The following is a 16,965-nucleotide window of genomic DNA, read 5'->3' on the forward strand; positions in this document are numbered from 1 at the left end:
CAGTGTCCACCGCTTCTGAAGCAATGGACACTGTCTCTTTTTGTCACGGTGTGGTCCCGATTAATTCCAACATCAAGGCTTTTTGGGCATGCAGACGATTTTCTGCTTGATCAAATACAACAGAATGTGGACCATCAATAACTTCTGCTGTCACTTCTTCTCCCCGGTGTGCCGGGAGACAATGGAGGAAGATGACGTCGGCAGCGGCCACATCCAGCAACGGTTGATTGACTTGATAGCCTGAGAACGCCGCCAGTCGTTGCGCTGTCTCCTCTTCTTGCCCCATACTCGCAAAGACATCACTGTAGATGATATCCGCTCCCGTTGCGGCTTGAACCGGATCCGTGTACTGTTCGATTTTCCCGCCTGTTGCTTGCGCCAAGCGGTTCGCCTCGGCGACAATCGTTGCGTCCGGTGCATACGCGGCTGGACTGCAAATCCGGACTGTCATTCCACTTAAAGCCCCGCCAATCAACAACGAGTGAGCCATGTTGTTTCCGTCCCCGATATAGGTCAGTACTTTCCCGGCTCGTTTTCCGAAATGTTCTTCAATCGTGAGTAAATCGGCTAAAACTTGGCACGGGTGATGTAAATCCGTCAATCCATTGATGATTGGAATCGTTCCGTGCTCCGCTAACGTTTTCACCGTCTCATGTGAAAACGTCCGAATCATCAGCGCATCGACATACCGACTCATCACTTGTATCGTGTCGCTTAACGACTCTCCTCGTCCGATTTGCATATCTGATCCGTTCAAGACGATGGGATGCCCCCCTAACTCGATGACCCCGACTTCAAACGAAATCCGTGTCCGGGTAGAGGCCTTTTCGAACAACAACGCCACTTTTTTTCCACTCAGTGCCTCTTTATATGTCGCCGGCGTCTGTTTGACCGCTTTCGCCAACTCCAATAACTCGGTTAATCCCTCCGCCGTCAATTCTTCGAGCGTCAATAGATGCTGTAACTGCTGTTTTGTGTTCGTCATTGGATTAACTCCTTTCGTGTCGTCCATTCTGCTAATGGTTTGACAGGCAACATGTCGATTTCCTCCACACTGTCGAAATACTGCGCAAGGTGTTGTTCGGTAATGACGACGGCTCCCTTCGTCAGAGCCAGGGCACGTTGTGCTTGTTCGTCCTCACTGATCGAGAAGAAAACACGACACTGGTCAAAATCAGTTCCATCGTCTAGCGGTACGGCCTCCGTCCATCCTTCCGTCCCTTTACCGGCGATATGCAACGTTCGTGTCGTCAGCAACGTTTTTGTTGTCTCATCATGCGCAAAACGTTCTTTCGCCAATCCGTTTGGCGTCCACTGCAACGTTTCCCCGGTAGACCGCATGACGGGTCCTGTCATCGGGTCCACATGACGTAACTTCAACGTCGAGAAAACCGGAGTCTTCACCGCATGAAACGGTAAGCTCGTCCGTTTGGCCGGTAACGCATGAACACGTTGTCCGCTCGCTGCCTGGACTGCCCATTCGAGTAACGGTTGACCCGTGACTTTAGCGACAATCGGTAATGTCCGGGAAGCACGGGGGTTGATTTCTAAGACATACAGGCTTTGATCTTTGACGACGAACTGAATGTTAAAGGCTCCTTTATACGCCAGCTGTTGTCCGATGGCCTGCGCAATCGCTTCGATCTCATCCTGCAATGCCTGCGTCGCTGAAACCGGCGGCAGGATCATCGTCGAATCTCCGGAATGGACACCTGCAGCTTCAATCTGTTCCATGATGATCGGAACATATGTCATTGTCCCGTCAGAGATGCAGTCCACTTCGAACTCTTTCCCCTCGATATAGGCATCGACTAAAATCGGAAATGCCAGTTCAGGTAACAATGCCTCTAAATCAGTGGCTGTTTTCAAGCGATGCATGCCTTTCCCGCCGATGACATACGACGGACGGATCATCAACGGATAACCGAGTTGCATGATGACCGCGTTCAATTCTTCCTCGTTCGTGACCTCTTGACCGGGAATGTGTGCGATGTCCAGTCGGTCTAAAAATTGATAAAACCGCTCACGGTTTTCCATTTCATCAATCGTATCTGCCGTCGTGCCGAGCAGATGATAGCCGCGTTGTTCCAGTTCGGCGGCCAAGGCAATCGCTGTTTGTCCGCCAAACTGCACCAAGACGTCTTGACAGTTCTCCGCTTCGAGCACATGAACGACGTCTTCAATCGTCAACGGTTCCACATAGAGCCGGTCGGCGACTTCAAAATCCGTCGAAACCGTTTCCGGATTGTTGTTGATCATAATCGTTTCATATCCGCTGTGTTGAAGCGCCCGAACGGCATGCACCGAACAATAATCAAACTCGATCCCTTGTCCGATGCGAATCGGACCCGCCCCAAGGACGGCGACCTTTTTATGATTGGATGGCGTGACCTCTGTCCGTCCTGACCAACTGCCGTAAAAATAAGGTGTCGGACTTGAAAATTCAGCAGCACACGTATCAATCATTTGAAATGCCGGTGCGATCCCGAATCCTTGACGCTGACCTTGCACCGATTCCACCGAGACACCCAATACGCCAGCGATTTGTTGGTCGGTAAACCCATGCCGTTTTGCTGTTAAAAGCGACTCTTCCGACGTCAGATCCAATGTATCTTGAATCGTTAACAATCGTTCGAGGATCGTAATGAACAGCGGTTGAATCTGCGTCAATTCGACAATCTGTTGCGAGGTCGTTTCTTTTCGATCCAATAACGCAAGCAACGCAAGCAGACGGCGATCCGTGATCTGTTCCACTTCCTCCCAGAGTACCGTCGTGTCGGCTTGCTTCATCCAAGTCGGATAAAGCGGAGCCTGTTCAACGCCTGCACCGCGCCATGCTTTTTGTAAAGCTTCTTCGAGCGTCTTCCCCATCGCCATACTTTCCCCGGTCGCCTTCATCTGGGTTCCGAGACTGCGGTCGCTTTCCGGGAAGAGATCAAACGGAAAACAGGGGACTTTGGCTGTTACGTAGTCCATTGTAGGTTCAAAACTTGCCATCGTCTCCTTCGTCACAGGATTGATGCAGTCATCCAAACGTTCACCGAGAGCAAGACGGGTCGCAAGTTTCGCAATCGGATAACCCGTTGCTTTCGAGGCGAGAGCCGAAGAACGGCTGACCCGTGGATTTACCTCGATGACATAATACGTTTGTTCGGTCGGATGAATCGCAAATTGGATGTTACACCCTCCGACGACCCCGAGGGCGGAGACGATTTCTCGTGCTGCCGTTCGGAGCTGTTGATTCATCTGGTCGGAAATCGATTGAATGGGCGCAAATACAACCGAATCGCCGGTATGCACACCCACTGGATCAATATTTTCCATGTTACAGACGATAATCGTCGTATCAAACGCATCACGCATCACTTCGTACTCAACTTCTTTATAACCGGCGATGCTGGCTTCGACGAGACATTGTGAAATCGGACTCGCCTGTAAGCCGTTTGCCGCAAGCAGACGGGCTTCTGCTTTTGTCTTGGCGATTCCGCCGCCCGTTCCCCCTAACGTAAAGGCCGGACGAATGACAAGCGGAACACCACACGTTTCCATGAACTCCTCCAGTTCAGCCAATGTTTCGATTGTCTGACTCGTCGGGAGCGGTTGATTCAGTTCAAGCATCCGCTGTTTAAAACGTTCGCGGTCTTCGCCATCACGAATCGTTTCGAGTGATGTGCCGAGCAGTTCCACTTGATACTGATCGAGCACACCGGCTTCTTCGAGCGATAGTGCCAGATTCAGGGCCGTTTGTCCGCCGACCGTCGCGAGCAGGTGGGTGGGACGTTCACGCTGGATGATGGCCGTGGCCTTCTCGAGGGTCATCGCTTCGATATAGATATGGTCCGCCGTCGACGGATCCGTCATGATCGTAGCCGGATTCGAATTCATCAGCATGACCTCGCATCCCGCTTCCCGAAGTGTCTGACATGCCTGTGTCCCTGAATAGTCAAATTCCGCTGCTTGTCCGATCACGATCGGACCCGATCCGATGACCAGCACTTTTTTATGATCTTGCATACGCTACCTCCTGTTTCAAAATATTTGCTACGAATTGATCAAAAATCACCATCGCTTCGACAGGTCCGGGATGAGCTTCCGGATGGAACTGGACGGTCAAAATCGGATAAGCCGGATGGAGCAGACCTTCGATTGAACCATCATTGATATGTTGATAAGCAGGAACAAGTTCAGACGCTTCGACACTTCTCGTTTGAACGACATAGCCATGATTTTGTGAAGTCATGAAAACACGTCCTGTCGCGAGTTCCCGGACCGGATGATTCGCCCCGCGGTGACCGTGATGTTGCTTTTCGATTTGACAACCAAAGGCTTTGGCAATGATTTGATGCCCCATACATATGCCGAGCGTCGGATACGATAATGCCAGTTGTTTGATGTCAGCAGTCAGGTGATCGAGTTGCACCGGGTCTCCCGGTCCATTGGAGAAGAGTAATCCGTCCGGTTTTAATTCCTCAATCACGGATTTCGGGGTATCAAACGGAACGACCGTCACTTTCATCCGACGCGCATTGAGCGCGTCAATCATCGATTTTTTCACACCGTAGTCTAGACAGACCACGTGTCCGTCCGCTTGATCCGTCTCATGAACCTGATGCGTTTTTGTCGAAACCATCGCAATCAAATTCGACGGTTGTGAAGACGATTGCTCGTTCAGCCCGATCGAGCCGACTTGATCACCGTGAGTACGCAGGTGATGGACGAGAGCACGGGTGTCGACTTGACTGAGGACAGGAATGTCGGATGCTGCCAGCCAGTCGGCCAAATCCGATTTGGTTCCGTTATTCGCAAGCGTCTGAACGACGACACCCGCCACTTGAATCTGCTGACTTTCTGAATCCGTCGCAGAAACACCGTATTGTCCGATCAACGGATAGGTAAAGACAATAATCTGTCCACGATAGGAAGGATCGGTCAACACTTCCTGGTAACCGGTCATGCCGGTAAAAAAGACAACCTCTCCTTGAACCGATGCCGTTCCGGCCAGTTCCCCCGTATACACCTGTCCATCTGCCAGTTGTAATGCTCCTGTTGTTTTCACATCATGACCTCCTGTTGGCATACTGATTTGATTTTTTCGATCGCCAGATCCAGTTCTGACTCCGTGACGAATAGTGACGGTAATAATCGAATGACATTCGGACCTGCACTGACAACGAGCAGTCCGGTTTGCTGAAGCGCTTGAATCAACGGTGCGACGGCTTGATGACATTCAATTCCGATCATCAGTCCACGACCACGCACTTCCCGAACCATCGTTCCTGGCAATTCACTTAACTGTGCCATCAGATATTTCCCTTTGTTCTGCACCTGTTGCATTTGCTCGTCCGGCAACAGCAATTCAAGCGTCGCTTCTGCCGCTGTCATGGCGAGCGGATTTCCGCCAAATGTTGAACCGTGTGTTCCCGGTGTGAACACCGTTGCCGCCTCAGCTGTCGTGATGAGTGCTCCGACCGGAAAGCCGCTTCCGAGTCCTTTGGCGACGGTGATGATATCCGGCTTCAGCGGTGTTTGTTCAAAGGCATATCGTGATCCCGTTCGTCCGATTCCGGTCTGAACTTCATCGACGACCACTTTGACGTCATATTTTTTCGTTTGTTCCATCAAAGCCTGTAACCATTCATGTTCGGCCGGGATGACACCGCCTTCTCCTTGGATGACCTCGAGCCACACGGCAGCCGTCTGCTCACTGATCATGTCAAGGCTCTCAAAATCATTGAAGGTGAGATGCTTAAAATCCGGAACCATCGATCCAAAACCGTCTTTGATCTTCTCTTGCCCCGTCGCTCCCATCATCGCGAATGTTCGACCGTGGAATGATTGACTGAATGTCAGAATCTCCGTTTTTTGTGTCCATTTTCGAATCAGCTTAAAGGCTCCTTCGTTCGCCTCTGTCCCGCTGTTACAGAAGAAGACGTGACTGAGGTGACTATCTTTTGTCAACAGCTCAGCGACACGTTCCTGCTTACTGCTGATGAACAGGTTCGATGTATGCCACAGTTTCCCGAGTTGTTCCGTTACTCGTTGTTGAACAAACGGATGGCGGTGTCCTGTGTTACAGACCGCAATACCCATCGTGAAATCGAGATAGCTTTGCCCTTTCGTATCCGTCACAAACGATCCTGAACCCTCAATCAACTCAATGTCATGACGCTGATACGTCGGTAGTAATGCGCTCATTGTTCTCCTCCTTCACTTGAGTTCCGGGACTGGTCACGTCTTGTCCGAATCGAATCCGGACATGCTTGATTCCCTGTTTTGCCGCTTCGATGACAGCCATCGACTTCGGAATCATTCCTCCGTTAATTTCGTTTGATGCGAGTCCCGCTTCCAAATCGGCGACGGTCACTTCTGATTGCATCCGACCGTTCAGCTTGATGCCGGTCACATCGGTCAACAATTCAAACTCATCCACTTGCAGAGCGGTGGCTAAGGCAACGGCACACGTATCTCCGTTACAGTTTAACGTCCCTTCAGAACCGGTGATCAATGATGTAACGACTGGAATGAACCCCGTTTGCATCAGAGTCTGAAACAGCTTTTCTTCGACGTGTACGACGTGTCCGACCGCACCGACGTCCGGCTGCCGTTCTCCCCGAATGCTCGCGCCGTCGATGCCTGTCAATCCGACGGCAGGTAACGCCTGTTGATTCAACTGGTAGACGATTTTAGACTGCACTTCGCCTCCGAGTACACGTTCCGCCCCGAGCAAAACGTCATCTGTCGTGACCCGGACCCCTTGTTCGAAGACGGATTCAATCTGTAACTGTTGGCAGTAGGCAGATAAGGCCGGTCCACCACCATGCATGAAAATCAATTCGTTGTTCGCTTTCAACCATTCGGACCACTCCTCGTAATAACGGGGATCCAGTTGCTCCAATACACTGCCACCGAGTTTGATTAACTTTCGTTTCGTCATGTCCGGTAACTCGCATTGATTTTAATGTAGTCGTACGTTAAGTCACATCCGAAAGCGTGTCCGCTTTTTGTCCCCTGATTCAAATCCACTTCGATTTGAACGACATCTGCCGCAAGCTCAGCCGACGCTACCGTCTCGTCAAACCAGACCGGCATGCTTTGGCGGAGGACGGTTTGGGAGCCGATCCGGATATCAATCTGACTGACATCAATCGGTTCATCGATACTGCCGATTGCAGCAACGATACGTCCCCAGTTTGCATCTTCTCCAAAAATCGCTGTTTTCACGAGCGAAGAACCTACGATTTGTTTGGCAATCTTTCGGGCAAGCAGCTCCTCGTTTGTGCCATTGACCTTGACTTCAATCAGTTTCGTCGCCCCTTCACCGTCCCGTGCAATTTGTTTCGCCAGGTCCTGACAGACGCCCTCGACGGCCTGCTGGAACTGTTCGGCTTCTGTTGAATCCCGTTCGATTGATTGGGTTTGTGCCGCTCCGCTCGCGAGAATCATCACCATGTCATTCGTCGAACTGTCTCCGTCCACCGTGATGCAGTTGAACGTCCGGTTGACGGCTGTTTTTAAGACCTCTTGGAGAAACACGCTGTCAATCGAAGCATCTGTCGTCAAAAATCCAAGCATTGTCGCCATGTTCGGATGAATCATACCGGACCCTTTAGCGACACCGCATACCGATACGACATCCCCGTTCAGCAGGATTTGTCGTCCGGCCGTTTTGGTCCCCGTGTCCGTCGTCAGAATGGCAGTCGCAAAGTCCTCCGCCTCGGTCTCTTTCGTATCAGGTTTCAGTTGTTCGATGCCTTGAAGTAGCGTGTCAATTGGAAGCGGTTGACCGATGATGCCGGTCGAGGCTATGACGACATGTTCCGGTGCCAGTTGAAATTGCTCGGCAACAGCTTGTTGTGAAGCATAGGCATGGGTTAATCCCAGTTCGCCTGTACAGGCATTGGCATTTCCACTGTTGACCAAAACCGCATGCACTTTTCCGCCTGACGCCGCCATCGCTTCTTTCGTCACGGTGATCGGAGCCGCTTGGATTTGATTCGTCGTGTAGACAGCCGCCGCAGCCGCACCGCCTTCACACAACAGAAGTGCCAAATCCTTTCGTTTGCGTCTCAACCCGACATGGATCCCCGTTGCCTTGAATCCTTTTGGTGTCGTTACCGTCAATACTGGTGTCACTTGTACATTTAACATATTCATGGTCCCTTCTATATAAAGAATGGCTGTTGCGTCAGTCCGAGTGTTTCGTCATACCCACTCATGACATTGGCATTTTGAATCGCCTGTCCCGCAGCACCTTTTTGCATATTATCGAGTACAGATACGACCGTCAGCCGTCCTGTCCTCGTGTCCAGATACACGGATAGATCACAATAGTTACTGCCGGCAGCCGATCTGATTTCCGGATCGGCCTGATTGATTCGAATAAACGACTCCTGTTGGTATCGCTCGCTGAACCATGCTTGCCATTCATGCTCTGTCTTCTCGACAAGCGGTTGTAACGTCATCGTTGCCATGATTCCTCGATTCAGCGGGACCAGATAGGTCGCAAGGGATACGACGACCTTTTGACCGGTGATTTCTTCGACGACGGACTCGACTTCCGGAATGTGCTGATGACGATTCTGTTTGTACATCCGAACATTTTCATTCGATCGCACATGGTGTGTCTGCTCCGTCAATGTTTTTCCGGCACCGGATAGTCCGGAGCTGGCGTGGATGATAATCTGATTCGGATCAATCATCTGTTGCTCAAGCAGGGGCAGTAAACCTAACAAGATTGCTGTGGCGTAACATCCCGGGTTCGCCACCAACCGACTGTTTTTGATGTCTTCCCGCTTCCACTCGGTCAATCCATATGTGGCTTGTGCCTGAATGGATGAATCGATGGCGTCGTGTGCATACCATGCCTCATACAATGTTTTCTCAAGACGCAGGTCTCCGCTCAAATCGATTGTCTTCCCGTCCCACTCGGTCAATTGTTTGAGGTATTCTGTCGATATACCGCTTGGTGTTGCGAGAAACAGAAGATCCGTTTCGACCTCCTTAATATGGGCCATCGAAAATTCCGTTAAGACGGGATACTGATTTTTATTCATGAAGCTGTATAATCGTTCTATCTTCTCATCTGTTTTCGAATCACTGATCAGCGAAACGATTTCCAGCTGAGGATGAAGCTCAATCAACCGTATAAGTTCAATCGCAGCATATCCTGTTGCGCCAACAATCGTACATCTCATCTGAGGAACTCCTTTGAAATAAATGATAAACCGATTTAAACATATGTATAATTATACTGTCAACTGTATTTTTATTTATATATTATGCAGAACGACAAAAAAGGCTTTGATCAATGACATCAAAACTGATGTGACTGATCAAAGCCTTTTTTTAAATGATTATCGTTTTTCTGCACGCTGTGCGACGAGATGATCGATTCCAAAAACACTTGCTCCCATTAACGCGATGACCACTACAAAAATTGCAGTAAACATATGTATTCTCCCCCTGTTCACAAAATAGACATCTCTTATTTCCTATTGTGCAAGATTTCCGGCAAAAAAGAAAGCGTTTACGACAAAAAATCGTCACATTTTGTTTTATTTTTTATTTTAAATTAAAATCCAAACAGTTGACGAACCTGCGCATCTTCGATAACATAGCAACTGTTCCATATTTTACTTTCACACGTAAAAGCAAACAAGCATAAACGCATTATAGAAACAAGGAGGTGGAAGCATGCGCATGTCCTTTCGTGAATCCGCAGCTATCCTAGGAATCAGTATCATTATTTTATTATCCGTTTTATTCGGTGCCAAAGCCGAACCGCATCTTGCCATTTTATCCAGTTTAATTTTTGTGACGGTTTACGCTGCCTTTCGCGGCTTCGGTTATGAAACACTCGAACAACATATGATTAACGGCATTCGTGAAGCCATCAAACCGATTTTGATCATGTTGCTCGTCGGAATGACGATTGCTGTCTGGATGATGAGCGGGGCCGTCCCGACACTGCTTCATTTCGGACTCGAGACCTTATCCGCCACCTGGTTCGCACCAAGTGCTTTGATCATCACGATGATTGTCTCAACGTTTACCGGAAGTTCGTTTACGACGATTGGAACCGTCGGCGTTGCCTTAATGGGAATCGCCGTCGCGCTTGGTGTCAATCCGGCGCTCGCCGCAGGTGCCATCATCAGCGGTGCTTGTTTCGGAGATAAGATGTCTCCTTTATCGGATACGACAAATTTTGCACCCGGCATCGTCAATGTTTCCGTGTTTGATCACATCCGGTTCATGATGGGGACAACGGTTCCCGCCATTACCATCACCTTCATCCTGTTCTTTATTTTCGGACGCGGGAACGGTTCAATCGATGCAGAAACGATTGGATCGACCCAACAAGAGTTGGCACGGTTGTTCCAATTATCACCTTGGACACTGCTTTCCCCGCTCCTTGTCATGATTCTTGCTTTGCGTAAAACGCCTGTCGTCCCAACGTTGATCGCCGGTGTTTTGAGCGGACTCCTTTTGACAGGAATCACGCAAGGAAACTGGAATATCGGTCAATGGATGAGTGTCATCCAAAACGGATTGAAGTTAGAAACAGAAAATCAAACCGTCGCCAGCATCATCAGTAAAGGTGGTCTGCAATCGATGATGTGGTCTGTTTCCCTCGTCATGCTTGCATTGGCTTTTGGGGGTGTCCTCCGAGGCATCGGCGTCATCGATGTCATCATCGAGAAAACTGTTTCGAAACTGAAACGGGATGGCAGCATCATCTCATCTGCTGCCCTTGCTTCGATCGGTGTCAACATCATGGCCGGCGAACAATACTTGTCCATTTTGTTGCCCGGACAAGCGTTCAAAAAGATTTTTGAGGATCGTTCGATTGATCTTCGCTTCTTGTCTCGTGCACTGGAGGATGGCGGTACACTCGTCAATCCGCTAATTCCGTGGGGCGTCTCAGGTGCCTTTTTCGCATCAACACTTGGTGTTCCCGTGACAGCGTACGTTCCATTCGCGTTCTTCTTGTTGCTGTCGCCGTTCTTTACGTTCCTGCTCGCCTTTATCCGCCCCACTAAAAAACCGGCACAGGATCTAGTAGCTTAATCTGTATTCCGGTCGTATTTTTTCGAGTAAAACTGTGTATTCAGTTTTACTCTTTTTTTAATTGCTTTTACAAAAACTCTACAGAATGCAATGATTGTCGAGAAAGATGTGTAAATCTAAAGTGAAATGGGAATATACCAAACATAAGATAAAAAAATTACAGCGAATCGAGAGAGAGAAACGTGCACCCTGCTTCAGGAGATGCTTTCGGTGTAATTTGTAGGAGGAGTTCGATTATGATCAAACGTGGCACATTAGAACGGCTTGATGGCAAATATGCTGTTCTTCTCTGGGAGAATGGATCTAGTTTTATTCCCCGTCGTTATTTGCCGACTGAAGCACGACTTGGTGATACAATTTTATTTGATGGTACAAGTTACTCGATTGACGCATCCAACTCTAGTCAATCTTCCTTTCAAACGTTTTCGTTTCGGCAAATGGGTTGATACGTAAAAAAGCCTTCTGGTGATAAGAATTGACTAGTAGACACATTCGTCTTCTTCAGTCCTTCCTTATCTACAGATGGCTTTTTTGGTGTTTAACGGATTCGAAGTTCCCTGTTGGAACATTGTGGACACTGAATTTGATGGATATCCGATAACGAAAGTCGTCTTAGTTTCGAACCGTCGTGTTCACATTGATGCACCGGTTCGATGATTTCCGTTTTCAAAAACAGGGCACACCAGAAGTGCGTCGAGATACGAAGACAACACGGGCATTGAAACAAATCATATTGATGCGGCACCCATCCCTCTTCGATTTCATCGATGTGTGCATGATAGGTCTTGATGATATAAGCGCGCATGGAATCCGTGATCTTTTGGCGGCTCACAAGCGGTTCCTGATACGGTGGTACGAATAAAAACGGCAACGCTGACGTGTAGTTTCCCATGCCGTATGTCAGCATGGACGGGAATGCCTTCCATTCTTCTTGCTGTCCGACTTCAATGATTTGGTGATACGTACAGGCCCCACAAGACAGCTCCATGTTTTATCCTCCGATCTTCTGCACCATCTCTTTCAACATTTCTTCCGTGACCGGTCCGACATGTTTCCCGACAATCGTGCCTGTTTCGTCAATCAGATAGGTCGCAGGCATCGCGAGGAGACGGTACGCTTTCTCCGACTGCCCTTTCGTATCGTAAAGTACCGGATAGTCCACGGGGGTTTTCTTTAAAAACTCTTCGACATCCGTCAATCGTCTTTCGGATGTCGTCACGTTGATGCCGTATACCGGAATGGACGTCGACTCAGAAAAGGCGTTCAATTCCGGAATTTCCTGCCGGCAAGGCGGACACCAGGTCGCCCAAAAATTAATGACGATGAGCTGATCCGTCAAGTCAGATAAACGAATCGGTTGACCGTCTTGTTCTATTTCGAGGTCCGGCGCTTTCATTCCTGTTTCGAGTCCGCCTTCCGCCTGTTGTTTTGCTTGAATCTGTTGTTGGTCTTGTTTGGTTTGATAGGCGTTGTAGCTGGTGTAGGCAATGCCTGAAAGGACGACTGCTATCACTAGATAAAAAACATATTTTTTCACTGATATCTTCACTCCTCTATGTATTCAGTGTAGCAGAATCTTTCGTTTCATTTGTGACAAAAAAAGTGTCCGAATCCCTGAATCGGAATCGGACACTTGCCTTGCCATCTATATTTTATGAGATTTTGTTCCAATCATTTGTTTAATTGTATCGTGGCAATTGTTTTTTGACTTGGCGGTTATCTTTGACGCTTCCAACCGCTTCATCTCCGCCAAGCGCTTCATTCAATGCCGTCTTCCCCTGCTTGACTTCGAGACGGCGGTTGAACACGGCTCGGTTGTCGACAGCTGCGACTAGAATCGACGCGACGTCCGTTTCAGAGATCGTAGCTTCTTTGACATCTTTTAAATCTTCGTCCGCTTCAATCAATCCGCGTCCTTCTCCATCGACGATATTCACGGGACAGATGATGGTATAGGTGAGTCCGCTATGCTCGATCTGTTCTTCCGCCGCATTTTTTGCCGCGTAGAAAGGATACATGTCTTTTTTAAATTGATTCGGGCGGTCAGCGCCGTATGCACTGAGGAGGACGAAATGACGAACACGCGCCTTTTTCGCAGCATCAATCGTTTTCAGAGCAACGGTCCGGTCGAGCAACTCGATTTCGGTTGCTTCTCCGTCAACACCGGCTGTCGCTGCACAAATGACGGCGTCCTGCCCCGAAACTCCATGTTCGATGACCTTTTCGAGTTCTGTTTCGATGTCGACGTAATGCGCCTTGACACCCAGTTTCTCAAATCGTTCGACTAAGTGTTGATGCCGGACGATGACAGTGACTTGATGACCTTTGGCTAGCGACTTGACGACACGAGCTCCGATTGTACCTGATGCACCTACAACTAATACTTTCATATGATAGGTCCCTCCTCGATAGATTAGTCACCTTTAGTAAATTCCACTGTTCGAGAAAGAACAAACCCTTTTTGAAGAATTAATCGTTTTTTAGTGTCCCGTAAAACGTCGTCTCCAGTTTGGCACGGAGTTCCGCCAATTCTTTTTCCTTCGGGAAATCATAGAAAATCCCGTTCAGCCGCTCACTGACACCCTCAACTTCCAGGTGCTCCCGTTTGGAAAGTAACGCCAGCGACAGACCTGCTGTCATCATTTGTCGGACGCTGACATCCAGATTCATTTCTTCTTTCATATAACGGTTCGCAGCAGGAATGCTCGACCAGCCGGTTGGTTTCATCAAGTCTGTCGCGACAGCTTGAATGACTTCCGATTGACGGTTCGCCCGGGCCACGTCGGTATCCGTTTTCCGGTGGCGTGAATAGGCTAACGCCATCGCACCATCCATGTGGTATTCCTTCCCTTTTTGGAAAGCATACTGATTGGCTTTTCCACTCGCATCTTGTTCACTGAACGTACCGGTCGACACGAGATCAATCCCGCCAATTTCGTCAATCAAGCCGATGAAGCTGTCGAACGAGATGACAATCTTACTGTCGATGTCTTGTTCCAGCAATCCGCCGACGGCACTGCTGGTGCAGTCTTCTCCCCCGTAAGCGAAGGCATGCGTGATCTTATCTTTTTTCCCGTCTTCACAAGCAATCGGCGTGTACGTGTCACGGGGAATCGACGTCAATTGGATCGTCCGGGAGAGCGGAACAAACTGCATGACGGACAAGGAATCTGATCTGGAACCACGCAACGATTCACCCGGTCGCGCATCACTTCCGATCAATAAAAACGTAAACGGTTGCGAGGCAAATACGATGAGACCGATTAAAACAATCAGCAGCAAACCGATCAGCTTGGATTTGAAACGGCGCTTCTTTTTTTGAACCGGTTGTTTTTTCAAGCGTTGGTCTGATGTTTTTTCGCGAACCGGTTGCTCGGTCCGCCGGCTCCGTGACGAACGGCGTTGACTCAAGCGATGTTGGACAAGCCCCGCCATTTTGCTTCCTGAACGCATGATGCTTCCAAAACCGGATGAAAGACGCCGCTTATTTGACGTTTTTTTCGAAGAGGATGGCCGCTTTTGCTCCGCTTCCGACGGTTCATCTAAATAACGTTGACGGGCGGACATCTTTTCTTCCGGTTGTTCCGGTTGTTGATGAACCTCTTGATTTTTTTCTTCTTGTTCACGTAACTCTTCCTGACGTTTTCGCTCTAACCGTGAACGCCCTGAATGAAACTCTTCCATAGGTTACCTCCGTTTTAATCGCGCGATAAGTGCTTTTCCTGTAAAAAGTGACGCAAATACGTCCGTTTCGGATCCTTCATCGAAGCAGCCATCTGGTTTACCCAGCCTTCTGTCCGACGTCCGTCTGTCCGTTCGCCGTAATAAGACGATGTTTCTTTTTCGTATTGGGACAGCAACTGACGCATCGTGTCGTCATCAGTATACGTATTTCGGTGGAAGACCGCATCCATCGGAAGGCGGGGTTTTTTCCCGGGCTGTTGATCCGGAATGCCGACGGCAACGCCAAACAGCGGCACGACATGACTTGGCAATTCGAGTAATTCACTCACTTTAGCAGCGTCATTTCGTAATGAACCGATATAAACCGTTCCGTATCCTAACGATTCTGCCGCAACTACAAGATTTTGAGCCGCCAGTCCGGCATCGACGGCACCTACAATCAAGGCCTCTGTCGTTTCGACGGTTTGATCAACGGATCCGGATGCGAGTTCGGCCGCAAGCACATGCTTATGGTAATCGATGCAAAAGACGAAAAAGTAACTGTTGTCAGCGACGTAGGTCTGTCCGCTCGCGACTTCGACCAGTTGTTGTTTAAGATTTTCTTCTTCCACACCAACGATTGCATAGGCTTGTTGGTAAGAGGAAGTAGACGCCGCCTGTGCGGAACGGACCAGGATTTCAATCGTTTCCTGATCAAGTTGATGCGGCTTGAATTTACGGATGGACCGGTGATTAAGTAGATGCTGAATGGTTTCGTTCATGAATAATCGCTCCCTTGAATTAATGATTCTCTTAACGATAGGCAAACATCTCCTGAAAGTGCAAATGAAAGACGTTCGGTTTTTACACTTAAAATCGCTTTCGTTCTTCATCCTATCGATTAACTTCTAAAAAAAGCGGGAAAGGGATAAGAGAAGTATTGTGTCTTTTTTGTCGAAGGAGGGCGATTATGAGAATTCGTAAACTACGTCTTTTACTCGAACAATATGGCGATACGACCCTTCGCGACATCATCGTAGAAATCTATCGCCAACTCCCCAAACAAGTCATCGAAGAAAAAGAATTGGATTTAATGTTGGCTCAATTCGCTAAATACAAAAATCTTCAAAAAGAGCAGGAACAACCAACGATCGAACAAACGATCGAACAGACGGATCAGTTCATTCAACTCGCTTACGATCTTCAGTATCTAGAACCCAATAAACTGGTTTCGGTCCGTGAACAAAAAAACTGGTACATCACCGCTAAACGTTTGCTCAAACATTTACGGCATTACATCGGTCGTAAAAACGGCACGCGTGTTGCGTTTGAGGAATTCTTTTTCCTCCTCTCTTCAGCTGCAGGCGAGGAACCTCTCTTTTTGAGCAATGACCCCTTTCGACTCATCAAAGTCACTCAGGTTGAATTATTTGAAGAACTGGTCGGCTATTATAAACTCGAGTCCAAGGACCAAACATGGATGCAACGGGCGATCTACACTGCCGTCAAGGTACCGATTGATGTCGATACGGAACGGAGTGATCTTTTCCTTGCCGTGCTCACACATTGTACAAACGCTTCAGAACGTGAAGCCTACGTCGCATTGCTGAATGCACACGCTAAAAAACTCCAGATGAAAGTTCGAATCGATGCCGATGTCCTGTTACTGTACCAAGAAATCCGATTTGCCGAGCTTCATGCCTTGATCGCATTACGCGAACTCGAACGGGCGGAAGCGATGTTATTCACAGAATATATTCCTTATTTTTCACATCGTTCGACGCCGTTCCGCTATTATCTCGATTTACTCGAGCAAGCCGGATTAAACGAAGAACATGACCGGATTGAACGGGTCGGCCGGAGAAAACACATCCATTTTTAATCCTTCCGCATCAAAACAGGCGCGTTTCCTCTAAGTTATTTAGAGAGAACGCGCCTTTTTGTTTAGTCCGTCGCATTAACGATTCCGAGACCCACCGTCGCAAGCAATGCGATGCAGGCAAACAGGAAGGCCATGTCATTTGGCGAATCAAATCCGTCATAGGTCGGCTCTTTTTGATCGGTAATGATTTCATCGACTGTCCCGTAGTTCCCATATGTTGGCGACTCACGGACACTTATTTCATTTTTCTCTAACTCTTGTGCGTGAACCGGTGGAATGCCGATCAAGAAAAACAAGAATCCTAACGCCATTAAACTTTTTTTCACGATGTGATTACCACCTTATATTTTTCC

16 protein-coding genes are annotated in these 16,965 nt (G+C 48.6%); 3 read left to right on the forward strand and 13 right to left on the reverse strand.

Features of this window, described 5'->3' with window-relative positions:
- Positions 1-43 precede the first annotated feature (43 nt).
- Genes argF through argC form a run of 7 tightly spaced genes read right to left on the reverse strand, consistent with a single transcriptional unit; the run spans position 44 to position 9,194 of the window.
- The gene (gene argF, locus P397_RS0114085; protein WP_026833853.1) at positions 44-985 is read right to left on the reverse strand and encodes an ornithine carbamoyltransferase; all 942 of its coding nucleotides are present in this window, start codon (positions 983-985) and stop codon (positions 44-46) included.
- A complete protein-coding gene (gene carB / locus P397_RS0114090; protein ID WP_028106922.1) occupies positions 982-4,014 on the reverse strand; it encodes a carbamoyl-phosphate synthase (glutamine-hydrolyzing) large subunit in 3,033 nt (1,010 codons plus the stop codon). The genes argF and carB overlap by 4 nt, the downstream gene beginning before the upstream one ends.
- A complete protein-coding gene (locus P397_RS0114095; RefSeq protein WP_028106923.1) occupies positions 4,001-5,056 on the reverse strand; it encodes a carbamoyl phosphate synthase small subunit in 1,056 nt (351 codons plus the stop codon). The genes carB and P397_RS0114095 overlap by 14 nt, the downstream gene beginning before the upstream one ends.
- Positions 5,053-6,195: an acetylornithine transaminase gene (locus P397_RS0114100; RefSeq protein WP_028106924.1), complete on the reverse strand. Its 1,143-nt coding sequence runs from the start codon at positions 6,193-6,195 to the stop codon at positions 5,053-5,055. Before P397_RS0114100 ends, P397_RS0114095 begins: the two co-directional genes overlap by 4 nt.
- Positions 6,161-6,934 carry an acetylglutamate kinase gene (argB, locus tag P397_RS0114105; protein ID WP_028106925.1) on the reverse strand — a complete coding sequence of 258 codons (774 nt, stop codon included), beginning with the start codon at positions 6,932-6,934 and terminating at the stop codon, positions 6,161-6,163. The genes P397_RS0114100 and argB overlap by 35 nt, the downstream gene beginning before the upstream one ends.
- Positions 6,931-8,148, reverse strand: a complete 1,218-nt coding sequence (gene argJ, locus P397_RS0114110) for a bifunctional glutamate N-acetyltransferase/amino-acid acetyltransferase ArgJ (RefSeq protein ID WP_028106926.1) — start codon at positions 8,146-8,148, stop codon at positions 6,931-6,933. Before argJ ends, argB begins: the two co-directional genes overlap by 4 nt.
- 14 nt (positions 8,149-8,162) lie before the next feature.
- Complete coding sequence (gene argC, locus P397_RS0114115) at positions 8,163-9,194, reverse strand: N-acetyl-gamma-glutamyl-phosphate reductase (protein ID WP_028106927.1); 1,032 nt, start codon at positions 9,192-9,194, stop codon at positions 8,163-8,165.
- 499 nt (positions 9,195-9,693) lie between these two features.
- Between argC and nhaC the strand changes: the two genes are divergently transcribed.
- A complete protein-coding gene (gene nhaC, locus P397_RS0114125; RefSeq protein ID WP_026833860.1) occupies positions 9,694-11,067 on the forward strand; it encodes a Na+/H+ antiporter NhaC in 1,374 nt (457 codons plus the stop codon).
- A gap of 236 nt (positions 11,068-11,303) precedes the next feature.
- On the forward strand, positions 11,304-11,513 hold the full coding sequence (locus P397_RS0114130; protein ID WP_026833861.1) for a DUF3006 domain-containing protein: 210 nt from the start codon (positions 11,304-11,306) through the stop codon (positions 11,511-11,513).
- 92 nt (positions 11,514-11,605) lie between these two features.
- On the opposite strand, the gene P397_RS0114135 is transcribed toward P397_RS0114130, so the two are convergent.
- The 5 genes from P397_RS0114135 to nfsA form a co-directional block, all read right to left on the reverse strand.
- Positions 11,606-12,055, reverse strand: coding sequence for a hypothetical protein (locus tag P397_RS0114135; protein WP_028106928.1), 450 nt, complete (start codon positions 12,053-12,055; stop codon positions 11,606-11,608).
- Between the two features lie 3 nt (positions 12,056-12,058).
- A complete protein-coding gene (locus P397_RS0114140; protein ID WP_026833863.1) occupies positions 12,059-12,604 on the reverse strand; it encodes a TlpA family protein disulfide reductase in 546 nt (181 codons plus the stop codon).
- Positions 12,605-12,746: 142 nt separating this feature from the next.
- Positions 12,747-13,457, reverse strand: a complete 711-nt coding sequence (locus P397_RS0114145; protein WP_026833864.1) for an NAD(P)-binding oxidoreductase — start codon at positions 13,455-13,457, stop codon at positions 12,747-12,749.
- 79 nt (positions 13,458-13,536) lie between these two features.
- Positions 13,537-14,751, reverse strand: a complete 1,215-nt coding sequence (locus P397_RS0114150; protein ID WP_028106929.1) for an LCP family protein — start codon at positions 14,749-14,751, stop codon at positions 13,537-13,539.
- 14 nt (positions 14,752-14,765) lie between these two features.
- On the reverse strand, positions 14,766-15,512 hold the full coding sequence (gene nfsA / locus P397_RS0114155) for an oxygen-insensitive NADPH nitroreductase (RefSeq protein WP_026833866.1): 747 nt from the start codon (positions 15,510-15,512) through the stop codon (positions 14,766-14,768).
- A gap of 188 nt (positions 15,513-15,700) precedes the next feature.
- On the opposite strand from nfsA, the gene P397_RS0114160 reads away from it, so the two are divergent.
- The gene (locus tag P397_RS0114160; RefSeq protein WP_028106930.1) at positions 15,701-16,612 is read left to right on the forward strand and encodes a hypothetical protein; all 912 of its coding nucleotides are present in this window, start codon (positions 15,701-15,703) and stop codon (positions 16,610-16,612) included.
- A gap of 62 nt (positions 16,613-16,674) precedes the next feature.
- Here P397_RS0114160 and P397_RS0114165 read toward each other — a convergent pair whose 3' ends face one another.
- Complete coding sequence (locus P397_RS0114165; RefSeq protein WP_028106931.1) at positions 16,675-16,938, reverse strand: hypothetical protein; 264 nt, start codon at positions 16,936-16,938, stop codon at positions 16,675-16,677.
- Between the last annotated feature and the right edge of the window lie 27 nt (positions 16,939-16,965).

It is taken from the genome of Exiguobacterium undae DSM 14481 (assembly GCF_000620805.1).
GTDB lineage: Bacteria > Bacillota > Bacilli > Exiguobacteriales > Exiguobacteriaceae > Exiguobacterium_A > Exiguobacterium_A undae.